This window comes from Streptomyces sp. 184 (assembly GCF_045781775.1).
Classification (GTDB): Bacteria; Actinomycetota; Actinomycetes; order Streptomycetales; family Streptomycetaceae; genus Streptomyces.
On the sequence record NZ_CP123230.1, the window covers coordinates 676,950 to 698,033 of the forward strand.

Consider the following 21,084-nt stretch of genomic DNA (forward strand, 5'->3'; position numbering starts at 1 on the left):
AGGCATAGCCTTCTCTCATCAGTGCGGTTTCGCCCCGGCGGGCCGTACGCGGCACCGCGCTAGCGTCAGGAGCACTGTGGCAACTGGCCGAACTCACCGAACGGCGACCCGAAGCCGGGGGATCCCCGAGGCCACCGTCGCCCGGCTTCCGCTGTATCTGCGGGCCCTCACGGCGCTCTCGGAGCGCTCCGTGCCCACGGTCTCCTCCGAGGAACTGGCCGCCGCCGCCGGCGTCAACTCCGCGAAGCTGCGCAAGGACTTCTCCTACCTCGGTTCGTACGGCACCCGCGGGGTCGGCTACGACGTCGAGTACCTCGTCTACCAGATTTCACGCGAGCTGGGCCTGACCCAGGACTGGCCCGTGGTCATCGTCGGCATCGGCAACCTCGGCGCCGCCCTCGCCGGCTACGGCGGCTTCGCCTCCCGCGGCTTCCGCGTCGCCGGGCTCATCGACGCCGACCGGGCCATGACCGGCAAGCAGGTCGCGGGCCTGACCGTGCGGCACACCGACGAGCTGGAGCCGCTGATCAACGAGAGCGGCGTCTCCATCGGCGTCATCGCCACCCCGGCGGGCGCCGCGCAGGCGGTCTGCAACCGGCTGGTGGAGGCCGGCGTCACCTCGATCCTCAACTTCGCCCCCACCGTGCTGAACGTCCCCGACGGCGTCGACGTCCGCAAGGTCGACCTCTCGATAGAACTCCAGATCCTCGCCTTCCACGAGCAGCGCAAGGCCGGCGAGGAGGCCGAGCTGCGCGAGGCCGAGGCGGCGGCAGCGGCGCAGGGCGGTACGCCCCGGGCGGACGCGGCGGAGCGCCCCGCCCCCGTCGCGAAGAAGCGCACCGGGCAGGGGCCCGACGGGGACGTGCCCGCCGTGATGCCCGCATGAGTGTCCTCGTCGTCGGCCTCAGCCACCGCAGCGCGCCGGTGAGCGCGCTGGAGCGGGCCTCGCTCGCGCCGGACGCGCGCGCGAAGCTGCTCACGGACGCGGTGGCCGCGGCTCCCGTCACGGAGGCCGCGGTGCTGGCCACGTGCAACCGGATCGAGCTGTACGCCGCGGTGGACAAGTTCCACGCGGGCGTCGCCGAGCTGTCGACGCTGCTGGCGCAGCACGCGGGCGCGAGCCTGGAGGAGCTGACGCCGCACCTGTACGTGCACTACGAGGACCGCGCCGTGCACCACCTGTTCTCGGTGGGCTGCGGGCTGGACTCCATGGTCGTCGGCGAGGGGCAGATCCTCGGCCAGATCAAGGAGTCGCTGGCGCTCGGGCAGCGGCTGCACACCGCCGGCCGGACACTGAACGACCTCTTCCAGCAGGCGCTGCGCGTCGGCAAGCGGGCGCACAGCGAGACGGGGATCGACAAGGCCGGGCAGTCGCTCGTGTCGTTCGGGCTGGCGCAGCTCGCGGCCGGCGCCCCCGTCGCCGAGTGGGTGGCGGGCCGCCGTGCGCTGGTGATCGGCGCGGGGTCGATGTCGTCGCTGGCGGCGGCGACGCTGGCGCGGGCCGGGGCGGCGGAGCTGGTGATCGCCAACCGTACGTACGAGCGCGCGGAGCGCCTGGCCGGGAGCCTGAACGCGGGCTCGGCGGTCGCGGGCGGCTGGAGCGCGGGCTCGCCCGCCGCGGGCGCGGCGGGCCCGATCCCGGCGCAGACCGGCCGGCCGGGCACCCCGGCGACGGCCCGCGCGGTGCGCGTGGAGGAGATCGCGGCGGAACTGGAGACGGCGGACGTGGTCGTCTCCTGCACGGGCGCCACGGGCCTGGTGCTGACCGCCGACGAGGTACGCGGCGCGCTGGGCCGCCGCTCCACCGGCCCGCTCGCCCTGCTCGACCTCGCCATGCCGCGTGACATCGATCACGCGCTGCACGAGACCCCCGGCGTCCGGCTCGTCGACATCGAGACACTCGCCGGCGCCTCCGCCGACGCCCCCATGGCCGCCGACGTCGACCAGGTGCGGGCGATCGTGTCCGAGGAGGTCGACGTCTTCGGCGCCGCGCAGCGGGCCGCGAGCATCACGCCGACCGTGGTCGCGCTGCGGACCATGGCCCAGGACGTCGTCGCGGGCGAGATCGCCCGTTTGGAGGGTAGGCTGCCCGGGCTCGACGAACGTCAGCGGGCCGAGGTGGCGCAGACCGTGCGCCGCGTCGTGGACAAGCTGCTGCACGCGCCGACCGTACGGGTCAAGGAGCTGGCCGCCACCCCCGGTGGAGCGGGGTACGCGGACGCCCTGCGGGAGCTTTTCGACCTCGACCCGGCCACCGTCGACGCCGTCAGTCGCGCGGACTCCGGCCGCGCGGCGGCCAGCGCACGCAGTGAACGGGAGCCGTCATGACCGCAGCCAAGCCGACGCCGGCAGAGGGGGCGCAGGCGCGTGAAGCCCCGCGCTTCCGGCGCCCGTTGCGCCTCGGCACGCGGCGCAGCAAGCTCGCGCTCGCCCAGTCCGAGCAGGTTGCCGAATCGGTACGCCGCGTCACCGGACGCCCCGTCGAGCTGGTCGAGATCACCACGTACGGGGACGTGTCCCGGCAGCACCTGTCCGAGATCGGCGGCCAGGGCGTCTTCGTCGCCGCGCTGCGCGAGGCCGTGGCTCTCGGCGAGGTGGACCTCGCGGTGCACTCGCTGAAGGACCTGCCGACCGCGCAGCCCGAGGGGCTGGTGATCGCCGCCGTGCCGCCCCGCGAGGACCCGCGCGACGTGCTGGTCGCCCGCGACGGCCTCGGCTTCGAGGACCTGGTCGCCGCCGGCGGCCGGCCCCGGATAGGCACCGGGTCGGCGCGCCGCGCCTGCCAGTTGCACGCCTGGGCCCGCTCCCTCGGCGGCGCCGTCGAGACCGTCCCGGTCCGCGGGAACGTCGACACCCGCATCGGGTACGTACACCAGGGGGAGCTGGACGCCGTCGCGCTCGCCGCCGCGGGGCTCAGCCGCCTCGGCCGGCTGGCCGAGGCCACCGAGCTGATCCCCCTCGACACAGTCTTGCCCGCCCCCGGCCAGGGGGCCCTGGCGGTCGAGTGCGCCTCGTCGAGCGCGCACCTGACCGCCCAGCTCGCGGAGCTGGACGACCCGCCCACGCGGGTCGCCGTCACCGCCGAGCGGACGCTGCTCGCCGCCCTGGAGGCCGGCTGTAGCGCACCCGTGGGTGCGCTCGCCGACCTGCACGCGGAGGGTCCCTCCGGGGCCGACAAGGGCACAGCGTCGACTGTCACCGAGATGCGCCTGCGCGGCGTCGTCGGCACCCCCGACGGCTCCGCGCTGGTGCAGATGTCCACCACCGGCCCCGTGCCGGCGTCGTACGACGACGCCGTGGCGCTCGGCAGCGAGCTCGCAGAAGAGATGCTCGCCAAGGGCGCGGCCGGTCTGATGGGGGAGCGAGCACTTTGAGCCCCACGCCTTCGACCCGTAAGGCCAGCGCGTCGGCGCGTACCGCAGCGACCGGCGCGGCCCGCCCGCCCGGTCCCGCCGCCCGCGGGCACGTCACGTTCCTGGGCGCAGGACCCGGGGATCCGGGCCTGCTGACGCTACGCGCCGTGGAAGCGCTGTCTGCCGCGGACGTCCTGGTCGCCGACCCGAAGGTCCTCGCCGTCGTACGCGCCCACGCGCGCGCCGGCGCGGCCACACCGCACACGTCGGCGGCGCATACGTCGGCGGCCGCGGGGGACGACGAACCGCCAACGGCCGCTGACGCAGGCCATCTTGTCATGGAGGCCGCGCGCGCCGGCAGGCGGGTCGTGCATGCCGTGGCGGGCGATCCGGGCCTCGACGGCGGCGCCGCGCAGGCGATGCTCGAATGCGCCACCGAGGGCATCTCCTTCGAGGTGGTGCCCGGTGTCGCGACCGCCGTCGGCGTGCCCGCGTACGCCGGTGTGCCGCTGCGCGACCCGCAGGGTACGGACGTGCGCGTCGTGGACGCCGCGACCGCCTCGGACCAGATCTGGGGCGAAGCGGGCGCCAGCGACTGCACGTTGGTGGTGCAGACGTCCCTGGAGGCCACCGCGGCGACGGCGCGCGAGCTGGTCGCCGCCGGCCGCAAGCCGGACACCCCGATGACGGTCACGCTCGCCGGTACGACGACGCGGCAGCGGACGTTCAGCGCCACGCTCGGCAGCGTCGCGCAGGTGCTGAAGGCCGCGAAGGTGCTGCCGTCGCCGGACGCCGGGCAGGCCGTCATAGCCGTCGTCGGCGAGCAGAGCGCGCCGGCCCGCCGCGAGCAGCTCGCCTGGTTCGAGTCCAAGCCGCTCTTCGGCTGGCACGTGCTCGTGCCGCGGACGAAGGAGCAGGCCGCGTCGCTGTCCGAGCAACTGCGCTCGTACGGCGCCGTGCCGCACGAGGTGCCGACCATCGCCGTCGAGCCGCCGCGCACGCCGCAGCAGATGGAGCGCGCGGTCAAGGGCCTGGTCACCGGGCGGTACGAGTGGATCGCCTTCACCTCCGTCAACGCGGTCAAGGCGGTGCGGGAGAAGTTCGAGGAGTACGGGCTGGACGCCCGCGCCTTCGCCGGGATCAAGGTCGCCGCGGTCGGCGAGCAGACGGCGGCGGCGCTGGTGGAGTTCGGCGTACGGCCCGACCTCCAGCCCAGCGGCGAGCAGTCGTCGCACGGGCTGCTGGAGGACTGGCCGCCGTACGACCCGGTCTTCGACCCGATCGACCGGGTGTTCCTGCCGCGCGCCGACATCGCCACCGAGACGCTGGTCGCGGGGCTGAAGGAGCTGGGCTGGGAGGTCGACGACATCACCGCGTACCGCACGGTGCGCGCGTCGCCGCCGCCGGCCGAGACCCGCGAGGCGATCAAGGGCGGCGGGTTCGACGCCGTGCTGTTCACCTCGTCCTCGACGGTGCGGAACCTCGTCGGCATCGCCGGCAAGCCGCACAACGTCACGATCATCGCCTGTATCGGCCCGGCCACGGCGAAGACCGCGGAGGAGCACGGCCTGCGCGTCGACGTCATGGCGCCGGAGCCGTCCGTGCACCGGCTGGCGGAGGCGCTGGCGGAGTTCGGCGGGCGGCGCAGGGCGGCGGCGGTCGAGGCCGGGGAGCACGTCACCCGGCCCAGCGAGCGCAGGCCGCGGCGGCGGGCGCGGACGACGACGAGCTGACGGGGGCCGCCGCGGGGCGGTCCGGCGGGGGCGTACGGTGGAAGGCAACCGGCCCCCCGCCGCCCGATGGGGGGCGCCTTTCGTTGGTGCCCTCTCTCGCCCGGCGGGCCACCGGCCCCCCGGAGCATCACGGAGGTAAGCACACGTGTCCAGCACCGACGCCCCGCACGGCTCTGTCGCCGGTCCCGTCGTCCGCCCGCGGCGGCTGCGCACCACGCCCGCCCTGCGGCGCATGGTCGCCGAGACCCGGCTGCACCCGGCGGAGCTGATCCTGCCCGCCTTCGTACGCGAGGGCATCGACGAGCCGGCGCCGATCTCCGCCATGCCGGGCGTCGTGCAGCACACCCGCGACACCCTGAAGAAGGCCGCCGCCGAGGCCGTCGCCGCGGGCCTCGGCGGGATCATGCTCTACGGCGTGCCGGAGGAGGCCAAGAAGGACGCGGTCGGGTCGGCCGGCACGGACCCCGACGGCATCCTCCAGGTCGCGCTGCGCGACGTGCGCGCGGAGGTCGGGGACGACCTGGTGATCATGTCCGACGTGTGTCTGGACGAGACCACCGACCACGGCCACTGCGGGGTGCTGGACGCCGAGGGCCGGGTCGACAACGACGCGACGCTCGCGCGGTACGCGGAGATGGCCGTGGTGCAGGCGGACGCCGGGGCGCACGTGCTGGGGCCCAGCGGCATGATGGACGGCCAGGTCGCGGTGATCCGCGAGGCCCTGGACCGGGCGGGGCACGAGGACACGGCTGTCCTCGCGTACACCGCGAAGTACTCGTCCGCCTTCTACGGCCCGTTCCGCGAGGCGATCAACTCCTCGCTGAAGGGCGACCGGAAGACGTACCAGCAGGACCCGCCGAACGCCCGCGAGGCGCTGCGGGAGCTGTCCCTCGACCTCGACGAGGGCGCCGACATGGTGATGGTCAAGCCGGCGGGGCCGTATCTCGACGTGCTGCGCCGGGTCGCCGACGAGGCGGACGTGCCGGTGGCGGCCTACCAGATCTCGGGCGAGTTCGCGATGGTCGAGGCGGCGGCGGAGCGCGGCTGGGTCGACCGGGACACGGCGATGATGGAGACGCTGACGGGGATCAGGCGGGCCGGGGCGCAGCTCATCCTCACGTACTGGGCGATCGACGCGGCCCAGCGGCTGACGCTCCGCGGCTGACGTTCGGCGGGACTGCGGGGCGCCGGCGCCGGCCGCGGCTGCGGGCCGCGGCCGGGCGGCGCCCCCGTGGCGTCCTGCCTCTTGCCGTACGAAACGGCGTCAGCGCCTCCGCGCGCGCAGCACGGCGTCGTGGTGCTCGACCGCCTCGCCGTGCCCGCCGTGCCCGCCGCCGCTGTCGCCGTGTTCGTGCGGCTCGTGGCCCGCGGGCGCCCGCCGGGTCCGTACCTCCGCCACGGCGACGTCCCAGTCCTCCGGCGCCAGGCCCGCCGCCACGTCCTCCGCGGTGAAGTGCACCTCCGGGTGCGCCGCGGCGATCTCCGCCGCGCGCGGGTCCGTCTCGTGGTGGCCGACGACGAGCAGCGTGCCGCCCGGCGCCACCGCCGCCGCCAGACGGCGGAACAGCGCCTCGCGGGACGCCGTGGTGTGCACGTAGTGCGTGGTGACCAGGTCGAAGGGCCCGCCGTCCGGCATGGCGCCGGTCAGGTCGGCCCGTACCCACGTCAGGCGCCCGGCGACCGCCGGACCGCGGGCCTCGGCGTGTGCGCGGGCGCGGTGCAGCGCGGTGGCGGAGATGTCCACCGCCGTCACCCGCCAGCCGCGCTCGGCGAGCCAGATGGCGTCGGCGCCCTCGCCGCAGCCGGCCTCCAGGGCGGTGCCGGGCGGCAGGTCCGCCAGCTCGGCGACGAGCTGCGGGTTGGGACGGCCGCTCCAGACCGCGTCCCGGGCGCGGTACCTGTCCTCCCAGTACGCCTCGCCGAACTCTTCCGTCGCGTTCGTCATCCTCGGATCCCTCTCCGTCGTCGTCCCGGCCGGTCCGTACGTCACACGCCGACCCGGCGGGCGGCGACCGCCCGGCGGGCGTCCTCGGCGGCGAGGTCGGCGTTGATCTGCGCGCCCGCCATGGCACCGGCCGCCATGGCGGCGCCCACCTGGGCGGTCATGTCGGTGACGTTGCCCGCGACCCACACCCCGGGCACGTCGGTACGGCCGGTGGGTTCGGCGGGGACGTGCTCGCCCATGGCGGACGGGTGCGCCACGGGGCGCAGCCCCAGGCCGGCCAGGATCCCGGCGCGGGCCACCATGCGCGGGGCCACCGCCAGCGCCTGGCGGGGCACCACCGTGCCGTCCGCGAGCCGCAGGCCCGCGAGCCGGTCGCCGGCGACCTCCAGGGCCGTGACCTCGCCGGTGACAACGCGCACGCCGAGGGCGTCCAACTGCTCGGCGTCCTCGCCGGCCGGGGGCCCGGTGGTGTGCGCGAAGTACGTGACGTCGTCGCTCAACTGCCGGAAGAGCAGCGCCTGGTGCAGGGCCATGGGCCCGGTCGCCAGCACGCCGATCGCCTGGTCGCGGACCTCCCAGCCGTGGCAGTACGGGCAGTGCAGAACGTCCCGGCCCCAGCGCTCGCGCAGGCCGGTCACCGCGGGCAGCTCGTCGACGAGCCCGGTGGTGACGAGCAGCCGGCGGGCGCGTACGGACCGGCCGCCGGCGAGGGTGACGGCGAACCCGCGAGGGCTCTCCCCGTCCCCGGTCCCGCCGTCCCCGATCCCGCTCCCGCCGTCCTCCGGGTCCGGGACCGCCGCGGTGACCTCGCCGGAAACCACGTGGCCCCCGTACGAGCGGACCTCCGCCCGCCCGCGTTCCAGCAGCTCGCCCGGCGGCGTGCCCTCGCGGGCCAGCAGCCCGTGCACGCCGTCCGCCGGGGCGTTGCGCGGCTCGCCCGCGTCGATCACCAGCACGGAGCGGCGGGAGCGCGCCAGCATCAGCGCCCCGCTGAGCCCCGCGGCGCCGCCGCCGACCACCGCCACCTCGTAGTCGTCCGCTGCATCGTCGGTCGTCACGGCTCTTTCGGCCCTCTCGGTCACGTCGACCACCTCCATGCCGACGACCATGCGGCCGGTCCGCCGAATCCGCAAACAATGTTGCCGTTATGGCAAACTGTTCCTCATGGCCGACACCGACGGCGCCCCCGACCCGGACGCCGAACTCGACACCGCCCTGACCGCCGTCGGCCCCCGGCTGCGCGAGCTGCGCAGGCAGCGCGAGTCGACGCTCGCCGAGCTGTCCGCGGCCACCGGCATCTCCGTGAGCACCCTGTCCCGGCTGGAGTCCGGCAGCCGCCGCCCGACGCTGGAGCTGCTGCTGCCCCTGGCCCGGGCCCACGGCGTCACGCTGGACGAACTCGTCGGCGCCCCGCCCACCGGCGACCCGCGCATCCACCTGCGCCCGGTCACCCGCAACGGCATGACGTTGCTCCCGCTGTCCCGCGGCCGGGCCGGCGGCATCCAGGCGTTCAAGCTGATCCTCCCGGCGGGCAGCGGGCGCCGGGAGCCGGAGCTGCGGACGCACGAGGGCTACGACTGGCTGTACGTGATGAGCGGCCGGCTGCGCGTCGTGCTCGGCGAGCACGACCTGATCCTCGAACCCGGCGAGGCGGCCGAGTTCGACACCCGCGTGCCGCACTGGTTCGGCGCCGCGGACGACGAGGCGGTGGAGTTCCTCAGCCTCTTCGGCGGCCAGGGCGAGCGCGCCCACCTGCGCGCCCGCCCGAAGCCGGCCTCCTGACCGGCCCGTCGCGGGCTCGTCGCGGGCTCGTGCGGGAGGGGCGGCTCAGCGGACGGCGAGCACCGTCTTCGCCGGGGCCGTCCTGTTCTCCAGCGCCGCGTGCACCTCGCCCGCGCGGTCCAGCGGGAGGACGGCGGGCGCCGGCTCCCGTACGGTGCCGCTGTGGACGAGGCCGACGACCGCCGCCAGGGCGGCGCGGACCCGCTCCGGGATGACGTGGGCGAGACCGCCGAGGTTCAGGCCGAGGAGCTGCCGGCTGTTCAGCCACACGGCGTCGCCGGAGAGCGCCGGGTCCTGCCCGCTGGCGTTGCCGACGACCACCTGCCGGCCGAAGGGCGCCAGCAGGCCGAAGGCGCGGGTACGGAGATCGCCGCCGACCGGGTCGACGACGACGTCGACGCCGTCCGCCCCGGCGCTCTCCGCGACGGCCGCCTCCAGCTCGGCGGCGAGCACCAGGTCCGTCCACGCGCCGCCGTCCGCCGGCTTCCTGGCCTCGCTGCCGAAGACGCCGACGACCCGGCGCACCCCGTGCGCGGCGGCCAGCCGCCCGGTGATGCTGCCGAGCCCGCCGCCGGCGCCCAGCACCAGCACGCTGTCCCGCTCGGTGACCCGGGCCAGGTCGTGCAGCGCGAGCCACCCGGTGACGCCGTTGATCAGCAGGGCGCACATCCGGGCCAGGTCGGCGTCCGCCGGCAGCACGGCGGCCATCGAGGCGTGCGCGACGGCCACCTCGGCGTAGCCGCCGGCCCGCGGGCCGCGGCCGAAGTCGTTGAGCAGCACCCCGACCGGCGCGCCCGGCTCGAACCCGGTGACCCCCGGCCCCGCCTCCCGCACGTACCCGGTGGCCTCGATCCCCGGCACGAACGGCAGCGGCAGCTCGAAGGCGCCGGCCCGGAACAGCGTGTCCACGAAGCCCACGCCCGCGTACGCGACGTCGACCGACACCTCGCCCGGGCCCGGCGACGGCGCCGGGGTCTCCGTGACGCTCAGCGACCCGGCGGGTCCGGGCTTCTCCACCACTACGGCGCGCATCGTGCTCACTCCTGTTCGGCGAGGAACGTCTGGAGGACGGCGGTCAGTTCGGCCGGGGCGTCTTCCTGTACGAGGTGGCCCGCGCCCTCGAACAGCTCCAGCCGGGCGCCGGGGACGAGGCCGGCCAGTTCGTGGGCCCTGGCGACCGGGATCCAGGTGTCGTCGGTGCCCCAGCAGACGAGCACGGGCAGGTCGATCTCGCCGTAGCGGCCCTGGATCTCGTCGGTGTAGCGCTGGTCGGCCTGGGCGATCTGCCGGTAGAACGCCGGGCGGCCGGCGTCGTCGGTCCAGGGCGCGACGAGCGCGTCGAGGACGGCGGGGTGCAGGCCGGGGCCGCCGGTGGTGCCGATGTACTCGCGGACCAGCGCGGTGTGCAGCGCCGCCGGGAGCTGCTCGAAGACGGGCGCGTTGTCCCGTACGAGCCGGAAGAACGGCGAGCCCCAGGGGGCGAGCGCGACGGGGTCGACGAGGGCCAGCGCCCGGTACGCGGCGTCGTGCAGCAGGTGCGCGCGCAGCGCGACGGCGCCGCCGAAGTCGTGCGCGACGACCAGCGGCTCGTCCAACCGCCAGTGGGCGAGCAGTTGGACGAAGATCCGCCCCTGCGCGTCGAGCGAGACGTCCTGCCCCGCGCGCTTCTCCGACCGCCCGTAGCCGGGCATGTCCCAGACGTAGACCTCCCGCCCACGCGCCAGCGCGCGGGCGACGCTCCGCCAGACGTACGACGACCAGGGCGTCCCGTGCAGCAGCACCACGGGCCGCCCCGCGGAGGCACCACCGCCCGGCCCGAGCCGGTCCCACCGCACCTCGCCGGCGGAACTGGAGAAGCTCCGCGTCAACTCCCAGTCGCTCATGAAGATCAGCGTACGGGAGCGGTTCCCCGTGCTCCCTCAGGCGCCGGCCTGGCCGAGGTGGAAGACGGCGATCTCCACCACCTCGTCCTTGATCTCGTACCAGACGCGGTAACGGCCTACCCGGAGCCGGTGCAGGTTCTCGCCGTACGAGAGTGACCCGGGCGGGCGGGGATCCGAGGCGAGGGCGTCGGTGGCGTCGAAGACGGCCAGTACGCCCTCACGGTCTTCCTTCGCGTAGAGCTGCGCGGCGGCCAGAGCCTCGGGTTCCCAGGCGACGTTCACTCGTCGAAGACGCGGCGGCGGGCTTCGGCGGCGGGCACCGTGTCTCCGGTCTGCCCCAGCGCCCGGCGCAGCTTGTACTCCAGGACCGCGTTGGCTTCCTCCAGATCCGCCAGCTCATCGGCGTTGATCAGCACCGCGGCGGGCTGCCCGTGGTCGGTGATGGTGATGCGCTCCCGACTGTGGGAGGCCCGGCGGACGAGCTGCCCGAAGCGGTTGCGCCCCTCTGTCACCGTATGCGTCACTGACATGCGAAAAGTGTACACTGACCTGCTGCTTTCAGCAGGTCCTCAGAGGCGTTCCGGGGTGCGGATGCCCAGCAGGGACATGCCCTTGTGGAGGGTCTGGGCGGTGAGGGCGCAGAGGAAGAGGCGGTTCTCCACCTGGGCGGGGGTGTCCGCCTTCAGGACCGGGCAGTGCTCGTAGAAGGTCGTGAAGTGGGACGCGAGCTGGTAGAGGTACGCCGCGATCTTGTGCGGTGCGTACTCCTCGGCCGCCTCCGCGACCACCGCCGCGAAGCCGTCCACGTGCAGCCCGAGCGCCCGCTCCGCCGCTTCGAGGGGCAGCTCCGGACGGGCCGCCGGGCGGGCGGTGTCGCCGGCGCGGCGGAGGATGGAGCGGATGCGGGCGTACGCGTACTGGAGGTAGACCGACGTGTCGCCGTGCAGGGACACCATCTGGTCCAGGTCGAACTTGTAGTCCCGGGCCGCGGACGTGGACAGGTCCGCGTACTTCACCGCGCCGATGCCCACCTGCGCCCCGCGCTCCGCGATCTCGTCCTCCGTCAGCGGCGGCACCGCCTTGTCGGCCTTCTCCCGTACGACCGCCGACGCCCGGTCGACCGCCTCGTCGAGCAGGTCCTCCAGCCGCACCGTCGTGCCCGCCCGGGTCTTGAACGGCTTGCCGTCCTTGCCCAGCACCGTGCCGAACGCGAGCTGCGTCGCCGTCGCGCCGCCGTCGAGCCAGCCCATCCGGCGGGCGGTCTCGAAGACCATCCGGAAGTGCAGCGACTGGCGGTGGTCCACGACGTACAGCAGGGTCTGCGCCTTGAGGTTGAACACCCGGTCGCGGATCGCGGACAGGTCGGTGGCCGCGTAGCCGTAGCCGCCGTCGGACTTGCGCACGATCAGCGGGACCGGCTCGCCGTCCTGGCCCTTGATGTCGTCGAAGAACACGCACAGCGCGCCCTCGGAGTCGACCGCGACACCGGCCTCCGCCAGCAGCTCGCAGGTCTCGTCCAGCATGTCGTTGTAGCCGGACTCGCCGACGATGTCTGCGTCCCTGACCTCCATGTCGAGCTTGTCGAAGACGGAGAAGAAGTACAGCTTCGACTCGTCCACGAACCGCTGCCACAGCGCCCGCGTCTGCGGGTCGCCCGACTGGAGCGCGACGACCCGGCGCCGGGACCGCTCCTTGAAGGCGTCGTCGGCGTCGAAGACGGCCCGCGCCGCCTTGTACAGCCTGTTGAGGTTGGAGGCGGCCTCCTCGCCGGTGGCGGCGCTGTCCGCGCCCCCGTGGTCCAGCTCGTGCGGGTGCTCGTCCAGGTACTGGATGAGCATGCCGAACTGCGTGCCCCAGTCGCCGATGTGGTGCCGCCTGACCACCGTCTCGCCGGTGAACTCCAGCACCCGCACGAGGGAGTCGCCGATGACCGCCGAGCGCAGGTGCCCGACGTGCATCTCCTTCGCGACGTTCGGCTGGGCGTAGTCGACGACGGTGGTGCCGGGGGCGTCCGCGTACGGGACGCCGAGGCGGTCGTCCGCGGCGCGGGCGGCGAGGTTCGACGTGATCGCCGCGTCCGTCACCGCGATGTTGAGGAAGCCGGGCCCGGAGACCTCGACGTCCGCGAGCACGTCGCCCGCGTCGACCTGCGCGGCGACCTGGCCGGCCAGCTCCCGCGGGTTGGTCTTCAGCCGCTTCGCCAGCGCCAGCATCCCGTTGGCCTGGAAGTCCGCCCGGTCGCTGCGTCGCAGCAGGGGATCCGCGGCAGCCTCCTGCGGCAGCGCTGCCGCAAGGGCGTCCGCGACGCGCTGCCGGACCTGGGTGGCGAGGGACGGGACTGAGGCCATGGTCGTGATCGCCGCTTCCTTCGGGAGGGGTCGGATGAGCCCTCAGTATCCCATGCAGGGGGAAGCGATTTTGTTTGGGAGAATGGCCGCGCAAGCTCAGCAGAGAGAGGAAGTCAGCACTGTGGGTGCCACCGCCGAGGCCGCCGACTGGGTCTCCCGTTTCGCCGACGAGGTCATCGCCGAGGCGGAGCGTCGCGCCCCCGGCAAACCGGTGGTCTGCGCCTCCGGCCTCTCCCCGTCCGGACCGATCCACCTGGGCAACCTGCGCGAGGTGATGACCCCGCACCTGGTCGCCGACGAGATCCGCCGCCGCGGCGTCCACTGCGAGCACCTGATCTCCTGGGACGACTACGACCGCTTCCGCAAGGTCCCCGTCGGCGTCGAGGGCGTCGACGAGTCCTGGGCGGAGCACATCGGCAAGCCGCTGACCTCCGTGCCCGCGCCCGCGGGCAGCCCGCACGCCAGTTGGGCCGCGCACTTCAAGGCGGCCATGGAGGGCGCGCTCGCCGAGATGGGCGTGACGTACCGCGGGATCAGCCAGACGGAGATGTACACGGCGGGCACGTACCGCGAGCAGATCCTCTTCGCGATGCGGCACCGCGGCGACATCGACGCGGTCCTCGCCGAGTTCCGCACGAAGCCGAAGCCGCAGAAGAAGCAGCAGCAGAAGGCGGTGGACGAGGCTGAGCTGGCCGCGGCCGAGGGCTCCGGCGCCGCCGACGAGGACGACGGCCTGACGGCCGGCGGCGCGTACTACCCGTACAAGCCGTACTGCACGGTCTGCGAGCGCGACCTGACGACGGTCACCGCGTACGACGACGAGACCACCGAGCTGACGTACACCTGCGCCTGCGGCCACGGCGAGACCGTGCGGCTCGCGGAGTTCGACCACGGCAAGCTCGTGTGGAAGGTCGACTGGCCGATGCGCTGGGCGTACGAGGCCGTGGTCTTCGAGCCCTCCGGCGTCGACCACCACTCGCCAGGCTCGTCCTGGAACGTCGGCGGCAAGCTCGTCGGCATCTTCGGCTGGGAGCGGCCCATCGGCCCGATGTACGCCTTCGTCGGCATCAGCGGCATGGCGAAGATGTCGTCCTCGAAGGGCGGCGTGCCGACGCCCGCCGAGGCGCTGGAGATCATGGAGCCGATGCTGCTGCGCTGGCTGTACGCGCGGCGGCGGCCGAACCAGTCGTTCAAGGTCGCCTTCGACCAGGAGATCCAGCGGACGTACGACGAGTGGGACGCCCTCGTCCGCAAGGTCGACGCCGGCACGGCGCAGCCGGGCGACGTCGCGGCGTACGAGCGCGCCGCCGGCACGGCGGCCGGGCCGCTGCCCGCGACGCCGCGCCCGCTGCCGTACCGCACGCTCGCCTCGGTGACCGACGTGACCGCAGGCGACGACGAGCAGACCCTGCGGATCCTCGCCGAGGTCGACCCGGAGAACCCGCTGACGTCCCTGGCCGAGGCGCGGCCGCGGCTGGACAAGGCGGAGCGCTGGATCACCACGCAGGTCCCGGCGGACCAGCGCACGCAGGTGCGCAAGGACGCGGACGCGGAGCTGCTGGCCTCGCTCGGCGCGGACGAGCGCGAGCTGCTGCGGCTGCTGCTCGCGGGGCTGGACGAGCACTGGTCGCTGGACGGGCTGACGACGCTGCTGTACGGGGTGCCGAAGCTGCGCGCCGGGCTGCCGGCGGACGCGAAGCCGACGCCGGAGCTGAAGGCGGAGCAGCGCGCGTTCTTCGCGCTGCTGTACCGGCTGCTGGTGGGCCGCGACACGGGGCCGCGGCTGCCGACGCTGCTGCTGGCGGTGGGGCAGGAGCGGGTGCGGGAGCTGCTGGGCGGCTGAGCCGCGGCGGTGTGCGGGGCGGGGCGGGGTGCCGCCGGGGGTCAGGCGGTGCCCATGTCCTGGTTGTAGCGCGCCTTCAGCTCGTGGAGGTACGTGCGCAGGTAGCGCTCGTTGAGGAGGCGACCGTCGGCGTACGTGACGCCGTGGACGTCGCGCAGGTAGCGGGCGAACGGGCGCGCGGAGGGGAAGATGCCCTCGCGCAGCATGAACTGGCGGTAGAAGCCGAAGAGCGCGTCGTCGTACGGGATCCCGTCCGGCAGGCCGACGATGTCGGCGAGGTCGTCGGCGACCGGCTCGGGCAGCGGCGCCGGCTCGGGCTCGGGCTCGGGCTCCGGGGCCGGCGGCGGGGCGACGAAGGACGGCGGCTGCGGCGCGGAGCGCGAGCGGCCGTTGACGGCGACGGGCTCGGGGGCGCGCAGGTCGCGGCGGGGCGCGGGACCGGGGATCGTAGCGACGGGCTCGGGGGCGGGCAGCGGCTCGGGTTCCGGCACGGGCGCGGGCGGCGCCGGCTCGGCCCGGGGCGCGGCTGCGGGCGCGGGTGCGGTCGCCTCGTACGCGACCGGTGCGGCCGGTGCCGTCTGCGCGGGCTGTGCGACCTGCGCGGCCTGCCCGGCCCGCGCGGGCTGTGCTTCCTGTGCCGTCCGCGCGGGCCGCATGGTCCGTACGGGACCGGGTGCCCCCTCCGGCCCGCCCCGGTGCCCCGCCGCCCCGTCCGCGTACTCCCGCACCGCCGCCCGCCGCGGTTCCAGCTCCAACTCCGGCTGCGGCTGCGGCGCCTGCGGTCGCAGCGGTGCGTCGATGCCCGCCGCCGCAAGCCCCGCCTGTGCCGTCTCGGCCAGCGGCACCCCGTACTTCGCCAGCTTCAGCGGCATCACCGCCTCCACCGGCGCCCGCCGCCGCCACGCGCGGCCGTAGCGGGCGCGCAGCCGGGCGCGGTAGACCATGCGGTCCTGTTCGAGGCGGATGACCTCCTCGTACGACCGCAGCTCCCACAGCTTCATCCGGCGCCAGAGCCGGAACGTGGAAGGCGAGCAGCCAGCGCGAGATGCGCACGCCCTCCATGTACTTGTCCGCGGTGATGTCCGCGATCCGCCCGATCGCGTGCCGCGCGGCCTCCACGGCCACCACGAACAGCACCGGGATGATCGCGTGCATCCCGACGCCCAGCGGGTCGGGCCACGCCGCCGCGCCGTTGAACGCGATCGTCGCCGCCGTCAGCAGCCACGCCGCCTGCCGCAGCAGCGGGAAGGGGATGCGGATCCAGGTCAGCAGCAGGTCGAGGGCGAGCAGCACCACGATGCCGGCGTCGATGCCGATGGGGAAGAAGACCGCGAAGTCGCCGAAGCCCTTCTTCTCGGCGAGGTCGCGCACGGCCGCGTAGGAGCCGGCGAAGCCGATCGCCGCGATCAGCACCGCGCCGAGGACGACGACGGTGATGAGTATGCGGTGCGTCCGGTTCATGCGTATCGCAGGAGCCCTGTCCACGCGCCGTTCCCTCTCCGCTGGCGGTCACCGGCCGCCCCGGGCCCGGCCCGGAGCCACGCTAGCCTCGCACGGCTGTGCGGGCTTGCGTATGCAGGTTCGGTCACTTGACCGCGGCCAGGGCCTCCTTGGTCGCCTTCTCGGCGTCCTTCAGCAGGTCGGCGGCCTTGGGCTGGTCCGAGCCCTGGAAGCCGGCGCCGTGGTAGTTGACGGTGACGACGACGTTTTCGTGGAGGGAGACGACCGTCTGCTTGCGGTAGTCCTGCTTGTCCTCGGTCGTCTCGTACGTGAACTCCGTGGCCTTCTGGCCCAGTCCGGTCGGCGCGGAGGACTTCATGCCCTTGGCGCCCTCGGTGGCCTCGGCGGCGGCGACCTGCTTGGCGTAGTACTCCGCGGCGCGGTCGGCGCCGCTGCCGACGGCCGGGTCGGAGTCGTAGCGCTGGTAGGAGACGTCGAGCCAGCGCCACTGGTAGCCCTTGAGCCCGGTCCAGGAGCAACTGCTGCGCTGGGCGGTGTCGGCGGACTTCCCGGCGGTGCCGGCGGTGTTCTTCGCGCCCGGCACGAGGTCCTTGACGCTGTCCTTCGCGAGCGCGTCGCAGGGGTCGGGGAGCTTCGCGAACTTCGCCGGCTCGATCTGCGGCTCGCTGTTCTCCTCGGACGGCGAGGAACTGCTCGCCTTGCCGCTGTCGCCGCCGTCGTCACCGGAGGAGCAGCCGGCGGTGACGAGTATCACGGGCACGGCCGCGGCGGCCAGGACTCGGGGGATGCGGGTCGTAGAGCGGTGCATGGGTCCTTCATCACTCGGTCGTCGGGCGGCGCGCGGTGGGGGCACGACGCCCCGGGCCTGGCGCCTCGCGGGCACCGGCTAGCGAGCGTACCCGCCGCCGCGGACGGCGTACGGGCGGTCGGGGGAGGCCGGGCCGTCAGTCGGCGAGCTGGTCCGCGAGCTGGTCGGCCACCTGCTGGGCGCGCTGTTGCAGCTCAGCGCTGTCCGGCGGCTCGCCGCCGGCGGTGTGCCACTGGTCGTACGTGACGCTCACCACGACGTTCGACGTGCGGAACACCACTGTCACCTCGCGCTGCACACCGGAGCCGGCGTCGGCGGTGACGTCGTCGAGGAACGACTCGTCGCCGATGCCGTCGAGCATGCGGGGGGCGATGGTCGCGGCGGGGTCGTCGGGGGAGTCGGTACCGTCGTCCGTGCTGTCGTCCGTGGCCGTGTCCGAGCCGTCCGAGCCGTCTGAGCCTTCCGAGCCGTCTGAGCCGTCCGGGCTTTCGTCGCCCGGCTCCGCGCCCGTCTCGCCGCCCGCCTCGGCGCTGCTCTCGCCGGACCCGGGCTCGTCGGCCCCGCCGTCCGCCGACGGGCCGCTCTCGCCCGCGGCGGGGGTGCCGCCGGAGGCGTCACCCGCCCCGGTCTTGTCGGGCAGCTCCGGCCGGCCGCTGCTCACGTCGACGTCGTGCTCCTCGGCCCGCTCCGCGTAGATCTGGGCGGCCTGCTGGTCGTCGCCGACCTCGCCGTCGTACGACACGATCCGCTCGAACTGAAGCTCCAGCTTGTGGCCGCCCTCGGTGGTCTCCCGCTCCCAGCGGCAGCCCACCTGCCGGTCGGCGTCGTACGTGAGGTCCGGCTCGCCCGCGAGGGCCTCCTCGCCGTCCTCCCCGGTCTCCGCGGTCTCCTCCGCCGCGCCCGGCAGCAGCTCCTCCAGCGTCCCGGCGCTCAGCGCGGTACACGGCTCCGGCAGCGAGCTGTACTTCCCGGAGGGCACCGTGGCCGAGCTGGCGCCCGCCCCGCCCGACTGGCTGTCAACCGCGCCGCTGCCTTCGTCGGAGCCGGTGCAGCCGGCCAGCGCGACCGCGAGCACGGCCGCCGTCGCGGCGGCCTGCGCGAGTGCCCTTCGCTGCACGGGAGAAGGCTCCTTCCGACTCCAGAACATGGTGCCGCCCGGGTCGGGCCGACGACCACCATGTTTATCGCACGCCCTACCGGTTCGTTCGGTCGGGTGTCCGCCGTAAGGCGGTTGACCCGCTTATCTTCTCGCATGAGTGCGGCAGGCGCGCATGCCGTGTCCCATCGCGGTCCCATCGCGGTCCTCTCGCGGTCTCATCGCGCGCTGCTGCCGGGGATGTTCCAGCCCAGCAGGACGGGCCGGTCGTGCTCCGTGCCGAGGACGGACAGCGTGGCCGTCTCCATCCGGTACAGCGCGCCGGCGGCCGGGTGCTGGCCCAGCCGGCGGGCGGTGAGGACGCGCAGGACGTGCCCGTGGGCGACGAGCAGCACGTCGCCGTCCGTCTCGTGCAGCGCCGCGTCGGCGACGGCCAGCACCTCGTCGCAGCGGTGCCCGACGGCCGCCAGCGTCTCGCCGGGGTGGCCGGGGGCGCCCGTCGGGACGCCGTCGTGCCACAGGTCCCAGCCGGGGCGGTCCGCGCGGATCTCCGGGGTGGTCAGGCCCTCGTAGCCGCCGTAGTCCCACTCCTGGAGCCGCGGCTCCAGGACCGTGCCGCGGCGGCCGGGCAGCGCCAGCTCCGCCGTGCGCACCGCGCGCCCCAGCGGGCTGCACAGCACGGTCGCGATGCGGCGCCCGGCCAGCACCGGGACCAGCGCGCGGGCCTGGTCCTCGCCGACGTCCGTCAGCGGCAGGTCCGTACGGCCGGTGTGCCGGCCGTCGCGGCTCCACTCGGTCTCGCCGTGCCTCACGAGCAGCAGGTCACCCATGGGCGGCCGGTCCTCCTTCCGTCTCCGCCGCGTCCAGCGCCTCGTCCAGGGCCAGCGCGGCCGTGATGAGCGCGAGGTGCGTGAACGCCTGCGGGAAGTTGCCGAGTTGTTCGCCGGTCGGGCCGATCTCCTCGGCGAACAGGCCCACATGGTTGGCGTACGTGAGCATCTTGTCGAACGCGTAGCGGGCCCGGTCGACGTGCCCGGCGCCCGCGAGGGCGGACACGTACAGGAAGCTGCACAGCGAGAACGTGCCCTCGCTGCCGCGCAGCCCGTCGGGGGAGGCGGACGGGTCGTAGCGGTGCACGAGGCTGTCGGTGACCAGCTCCGCCTCCATCGCCCGCAGCGTCGACAGCCAGCGCGGCTCGCGCGGCGCGACGAAGCCCACGAGCGGCATCAGCAGCAGCGAGGCGTCGAGCACGTCGCTGCCGTAGTGCTGGACGAACGCCTGCCGCCGCGCGCTGAAGCCGCGCTCCATCACCTGCTCGAAGATCGCGTCGCGCGCGGCGGTCCAGCGGGCGGTGTCGCCGGGGCGGGCGAGGTCGGCGGCCATGCGGATGCCGCGCTCGAAGGCGACCCAGCACATCAGCCGGCTGTACGTGAACTCCTCGCGCCCGCCGCGGGTCTCCCAGATGCCCTCGTCGGGGCGGTCCCAGTGCTGGGTGAGCCAGTCGAGGAGCGCGGTGAGGTGGCGCCAGGCGTCGTAGCCGGCGTGGCCCGCGGTGTCGCTGGCCTGGGCGAGGGCGTAGACGGCCTCGCCGTATATGTCGAGCTGGAGCTGGTCGGCGGCGGCGTTGCCGGCGCGGACGGGGGCGGAGCGGCGGTAGCCCTCCCAGTGCGGCAGGGTCTGCTCGGGCAGGTGGGGGTCGCCGTCGACCCGGTACAGGATCTGGAGCGGCTCGCCGGTGACGGTGTCGGGGGAGGCATCGGGGGCGTTCTCGTCGGCGCTGCCGGCGCTGCCGGCGCTGCCGGCGCTGCCGGCGCTGCCTGCGGTGTCCTCGGTGCCGGGGGCCGCGCGGGCGTCGTGGCCGGCGGCGAGGCGGTCGCCGAGCCAGCGGCGGAAGGCGTCCGCCTCGGCCGCGTAGCCGAGGTCGAGCAGGGCGCGTACGGACAGGGAGGCGTCGCGGATCCAGGTGTAGCGGTAGTCCCAGTTCCGCTCGCCGCCGACCTGCTCCGGCAGCCCCATGGTGGCGGCGGCCACGGGGGCGCCGGTCGGGGCGTACGTCAGCAGCTTCAGCGTGATCGCGGAGCGGTTGACCGTGTCGCGCCAGCGGCCCCGGTACGTGCAGCGGGCGACCCAGCGGTGCCAGTAGGTCCGTACCGTGTTCAGCTCCCGGTGCACGCCCTGCTCGTACGCGGCCGGCGGCGGCTCGGCGCCGGGGGCGCACACGGTGAACACCGCGGCGGCGGAGCGGCCCGGCGCCAGGTCCAGCACGGCGCGCACGTCCTCGCCGTCGCGGGTCAGCCCGTCGACCGGGCCGAGGAGCTGGAGGTGGCCGTCGGCGGTGGCGGAGCGGAAGCGGGCGGTGCGGCCGTCGAGTTCGAGCCGGTGCGGGTCGCGGCCGTAGTCGAAGCGGGGGCTGCATTCCAGCGCGAAGCGCATCCGGCCGCGCAGGGCCCGTACGAGCCGGATCACCCGGTGGGTGTCCGTGGGCACCTCCGGGCGGTCCACCGGCATGAAGTCCAGCACCTCGCCGATGCCCTCGGTGGACAGGAAGCGGGTGACGAGGACGGCGGTGCCGGGCAGGTAGATCTGCCGGGGGACGGCGTCGGGGGCGGTCGCGGTGAGCGCGAAGCGCCCGCCGTGCTCGTGGTCGAGGAGCGCGCCGAAGACGCTGGGGGAGTCGAAGCGCGGGGCGCACAGCCAGTCGACCACGCCCTCGGTGGAGACCAGCGCGACGGTCTGGAGGTCTCCGATGATGCCGTGGTCTGCGATCGGCGGGTACGGGCCCGGGGTCACGACGGCACTTCCTTCCCCTCCGGCGGCGCTACGACGACTCTC

General features: G+C 74.6%; 18 protein-coding genes and 1 pseudogene. 7 read left to right on the forward strand and 12 right to left on the reverse strand.

Annotation, left to right across the window (positions count from 1 at the left end):
* Nucleotides 1-76: 76 nt before the first annotated feature.
* From QBL21_RS02855 to hemB, 5 genes are all read left to right on the forward strand, one after another.
* Nucleotides 77-886 (forward strand): redox-sensing transcriptional repressor Rex, encoded by an 810-nt coding sequence (locus QBL21_RS02855; RefSeq protein WP_407560371.1) that lies wholly within the window; start codon nucleotides 77-79, stop codon nucleotides 884-886.
* On the forward strand, nucleotides 883-2,328 hold the full coding sequence (locus tag QBL21_RS02860) for a glutamyl-tRNA reductase (protein WP_407560372.1): 1,446 nt from the start codon (nucleotides 883-885) through the stop codon (nucleotides 2,326-2,328). Before QBL21_RS02855 ends, QBL21_RS02860 begins: the two co-directional genes overlap by 4 nt.
* Nucleotides 2,325-3,374 carry a hydroxymethylbilane synthase gene (gene hemC, locus QBL21_RS02865; RefSeq protein ID WP_407560373.1) on the forward strand — a complete coding sequence of 350 codons (1,050 nt, stop codon included), beginning with the start codon at nucleotides 2,325-2,327 and terminating at the stop codon, nucleotides 3,372-3,374. The genes QBL21_RS02860 and hemC overlap by 4 nt, the downstream gene beginning before the upstream one ends.
* Entirely contained in the window at nucleotides 3,371-5,086 is a 1,716-nt protein-coding gene (locus QBL21_RS02870) for a uroporphyrinogen-III synthase (protein WP_407560374.1), read from the forward strand. The genes hemC and QBL21_RS02870 overlap by 4 nt, the downstream gene beginning before the upstream one ends.
* A 145-nt stretch (nucleotides 5,087-5,231) precedes the next feature.
* Complete coding sequence (gene hemB / locus QBL21_RS02875; RefSeq protein ID WP_407560375.1) at nucleotides 5,232-6,251, forward strand: porphobilinogen synthase; 1,020 nt, start codon at nucleotides 5,232-5,234, stop codon at nucleotides 6,249-6,251.
* Between the two features lie 99 nt (nucleotides 6,252-6,350).
* Here hemB and QBL21_RS02880 read toward each other — a convergent pair whose 3' ends face one another.
* Complete coding sequence (locus QBL21_RS02880) at nucleotides 6,351-7,031, reverse strand: class I SAM-dependent methyltransferase (RefSeq protein WP_407560376.1); 681 nt, start codon at nucleotides 7,029-7,031, stop codon at nucleotides 6,351-6,353.
* Between the two features lie 41 nt (nucleotides 7,032-7,072).
* The gene (locus QBL21_RS02885; RefSeq protein ID WP_407560377.1) at nucleotides 7,073-8,140 is read right to left on the reverse strand and encodes an NAD(P)/FAD-dependent oxidoreductase; all 1,068 of its coding nucleotides are present in this window, start codon (nucleotides 8,138-8,140) and stop codon (nucleotides 7,073-7,075) included.
* 55 nt (nucleotides 8,141-8,195) lie between these two features.
* Between QBL21_RS02885 and QBL21_RS02890 the strand changes: the two genes are divergently transcribed.
* On the forward strand, nucleotides 8,196-8,813 hold the full coding sequence (locus tag QBL21_RS02890; RefSeq protein ID WP_407560378.1) for a helix-turn-helix domain-containing protein: 618 nt from the start codon (nucleotides 8,196-8,198) through the stop codon (nucleotides 8,811-8,813).
* 45 nt (nucleotides 8,814-8,858) lie between these two features.
* Here the strand turns inward: QBL21_RS02890 and QBL21_RS02895 are convergent, their stop codons facing one another.
* Genes QBL21_RS02895 through argS form a run of 5 tightly spaced genes read right to left on the reverse strand, consistent with a single transcriptional unit; the run spans nucleotide 8,859 to nucleotide 13,044 of the window.
* Nucleotides 8,859-9,845, reverse strand: a complete 987-nt coding sequence (locus QBL21_RS02895; RefSeq protein WP_407560379.1) for a zinc-binding alcohol dehydrogenase family protein — start codon at nucleotides 9,843-9,845, stop codon at nucleotides 8,859-8,861.
* A 5-nt stretch (nucleotides 9,846-9,850) separates the two neighbouring features.
* Nucleotides 9,851-10,696, reverse strand: coding sequence for an alpha/beta fold hydrolase (locus tag QBL21_RS02900; protein ID WP_407560380.1), 846 nt, complete (start codon nucleotides 10,694-10,696; stop codon nucleotides 9,851-9,853).
* 36 nt (nucleotides 10,697-10,732) lie between these two features.
* On the reverse strand, nucleotides 10,733-10,978 hold the full coding sequence (locus QBL21_RS02905; protein ID WP_407560381.1) for a type II toxin-antitoxin system RelE family toxin: 246 nt from the start codon (nucleotides 10,976-10,978) through the stop codon (nucleotides 10,733-10,735).
* Nucleotides 10,975-11,226, reverse strand: a complete 252-nt coding sequence (locus QBL21_RS02910; protein ID WP_407560382.1) for a type II toxin-antitoxin system Phd/YefM family antitoxin — start codon at nucleotides 11,224-11,226, stop codon at nucleotides 10,975-10,977. Before QBL21_RS02910 ends, QBL21_RS02905 begins: the two co-directional genes overlap by 4 nt.
* A 39-nt stretch (nucleotides 11,227-11,265) precedes the next feature.
* Nucleotides 11,266-13,044, reverse strand: a complete 1,779-nt coding sequence (gene argS / locus QBL21_RS02915; protein ID WP_407560383.1) for an arginine--tRNA ligase — start codon at nucleotides 13,042-13,044, stop codon at nucleotides 11,266-11,268.
* Between the two features lie 82 nt (nucleotides 13,045-13,126).
* On the opposite strand from argS, the gene lysS reads away from it, so the two are divergent.
* Nucleotides 13,127-14,887 (forward strand): lysine--tRNA ligase, encoded by a 1,761-nt coding sequence (lysS, locus tag QBL21_RS02920; protein WP_407560384.1) that lies wholly within the window; start codon nucleotides 13,127-13,129, stop codon nucleotides 14,885-14,887.
* A gap of 41 nt (nucleotides 14,888-14,928) precedes the next feature.
* Here lysS and QBL21_RS02925 read toward each other — a convergent pair.
* From QBL21_RS02925 to QBL21_RS02945, 5 genes and pseudogenes are all read right to left on the reverse strand, one after another.
* Nucleotides 14,929-16,348: pseudogene (locus tag QBL21_RS02925) on the reverse strand (DUF2637 domain-containing protein).
* A 124-nt stretch (nucleotides 16,349-16,472) separates the two neighbouring features.
* A complete protein-coding gene (locus tag QBL21_RS02930; RefSeq protein WP_407560385.1) occupies nucleotides 16,473-17,156 on the reverse strand; it encodes a DUF3558 domain-containing protein in 684 nt (227 codons plus the stop codon).
* Nucleotides 17,157-17,292: 136 nt separating this feature from the next.
* Nucleotides 17,293-18,273: a hypothetical protein gene (locus tag QBL21_RS02935; RefSeq protein ID WP_407560386.1), complete on the reverse strand. Its 981-nt coding sequence runs from the start codon at nucleotides 18,271-18,273 to the stop codon at nucleotides 17,293-17,295.
* Nucleotides 18,274-18,470: 197 nt separating this feature from the next.
* On the reverse strand, nucleotides 18,471-19,082 hold the full coding sequence (locus QBL21_RS02940; RefSeq protein WP_407560387.1) for a histidine phosphatase family protein: 612 nt from the start codon (nucleotides 19,080-19,082) through the stop codon (nucleotides 18,471-18,473).
* A complete protein-coding gene (locus QBL21_RS02945) occupies nucleotides 19,075-21,042 on the reverse strand; it encodes a glycoside hydrolase family 15 protein (protein ID WP_407560388.1) in 1,968 nt (655 codons plus the stop codon). Before QBL21_RS02945 ends, QBL21_RS02940 begins: the two co-directional genes overlap by 8 nt.
* Nucleotides 21,043-21,084: the final 42 nt, after the last annotated feature.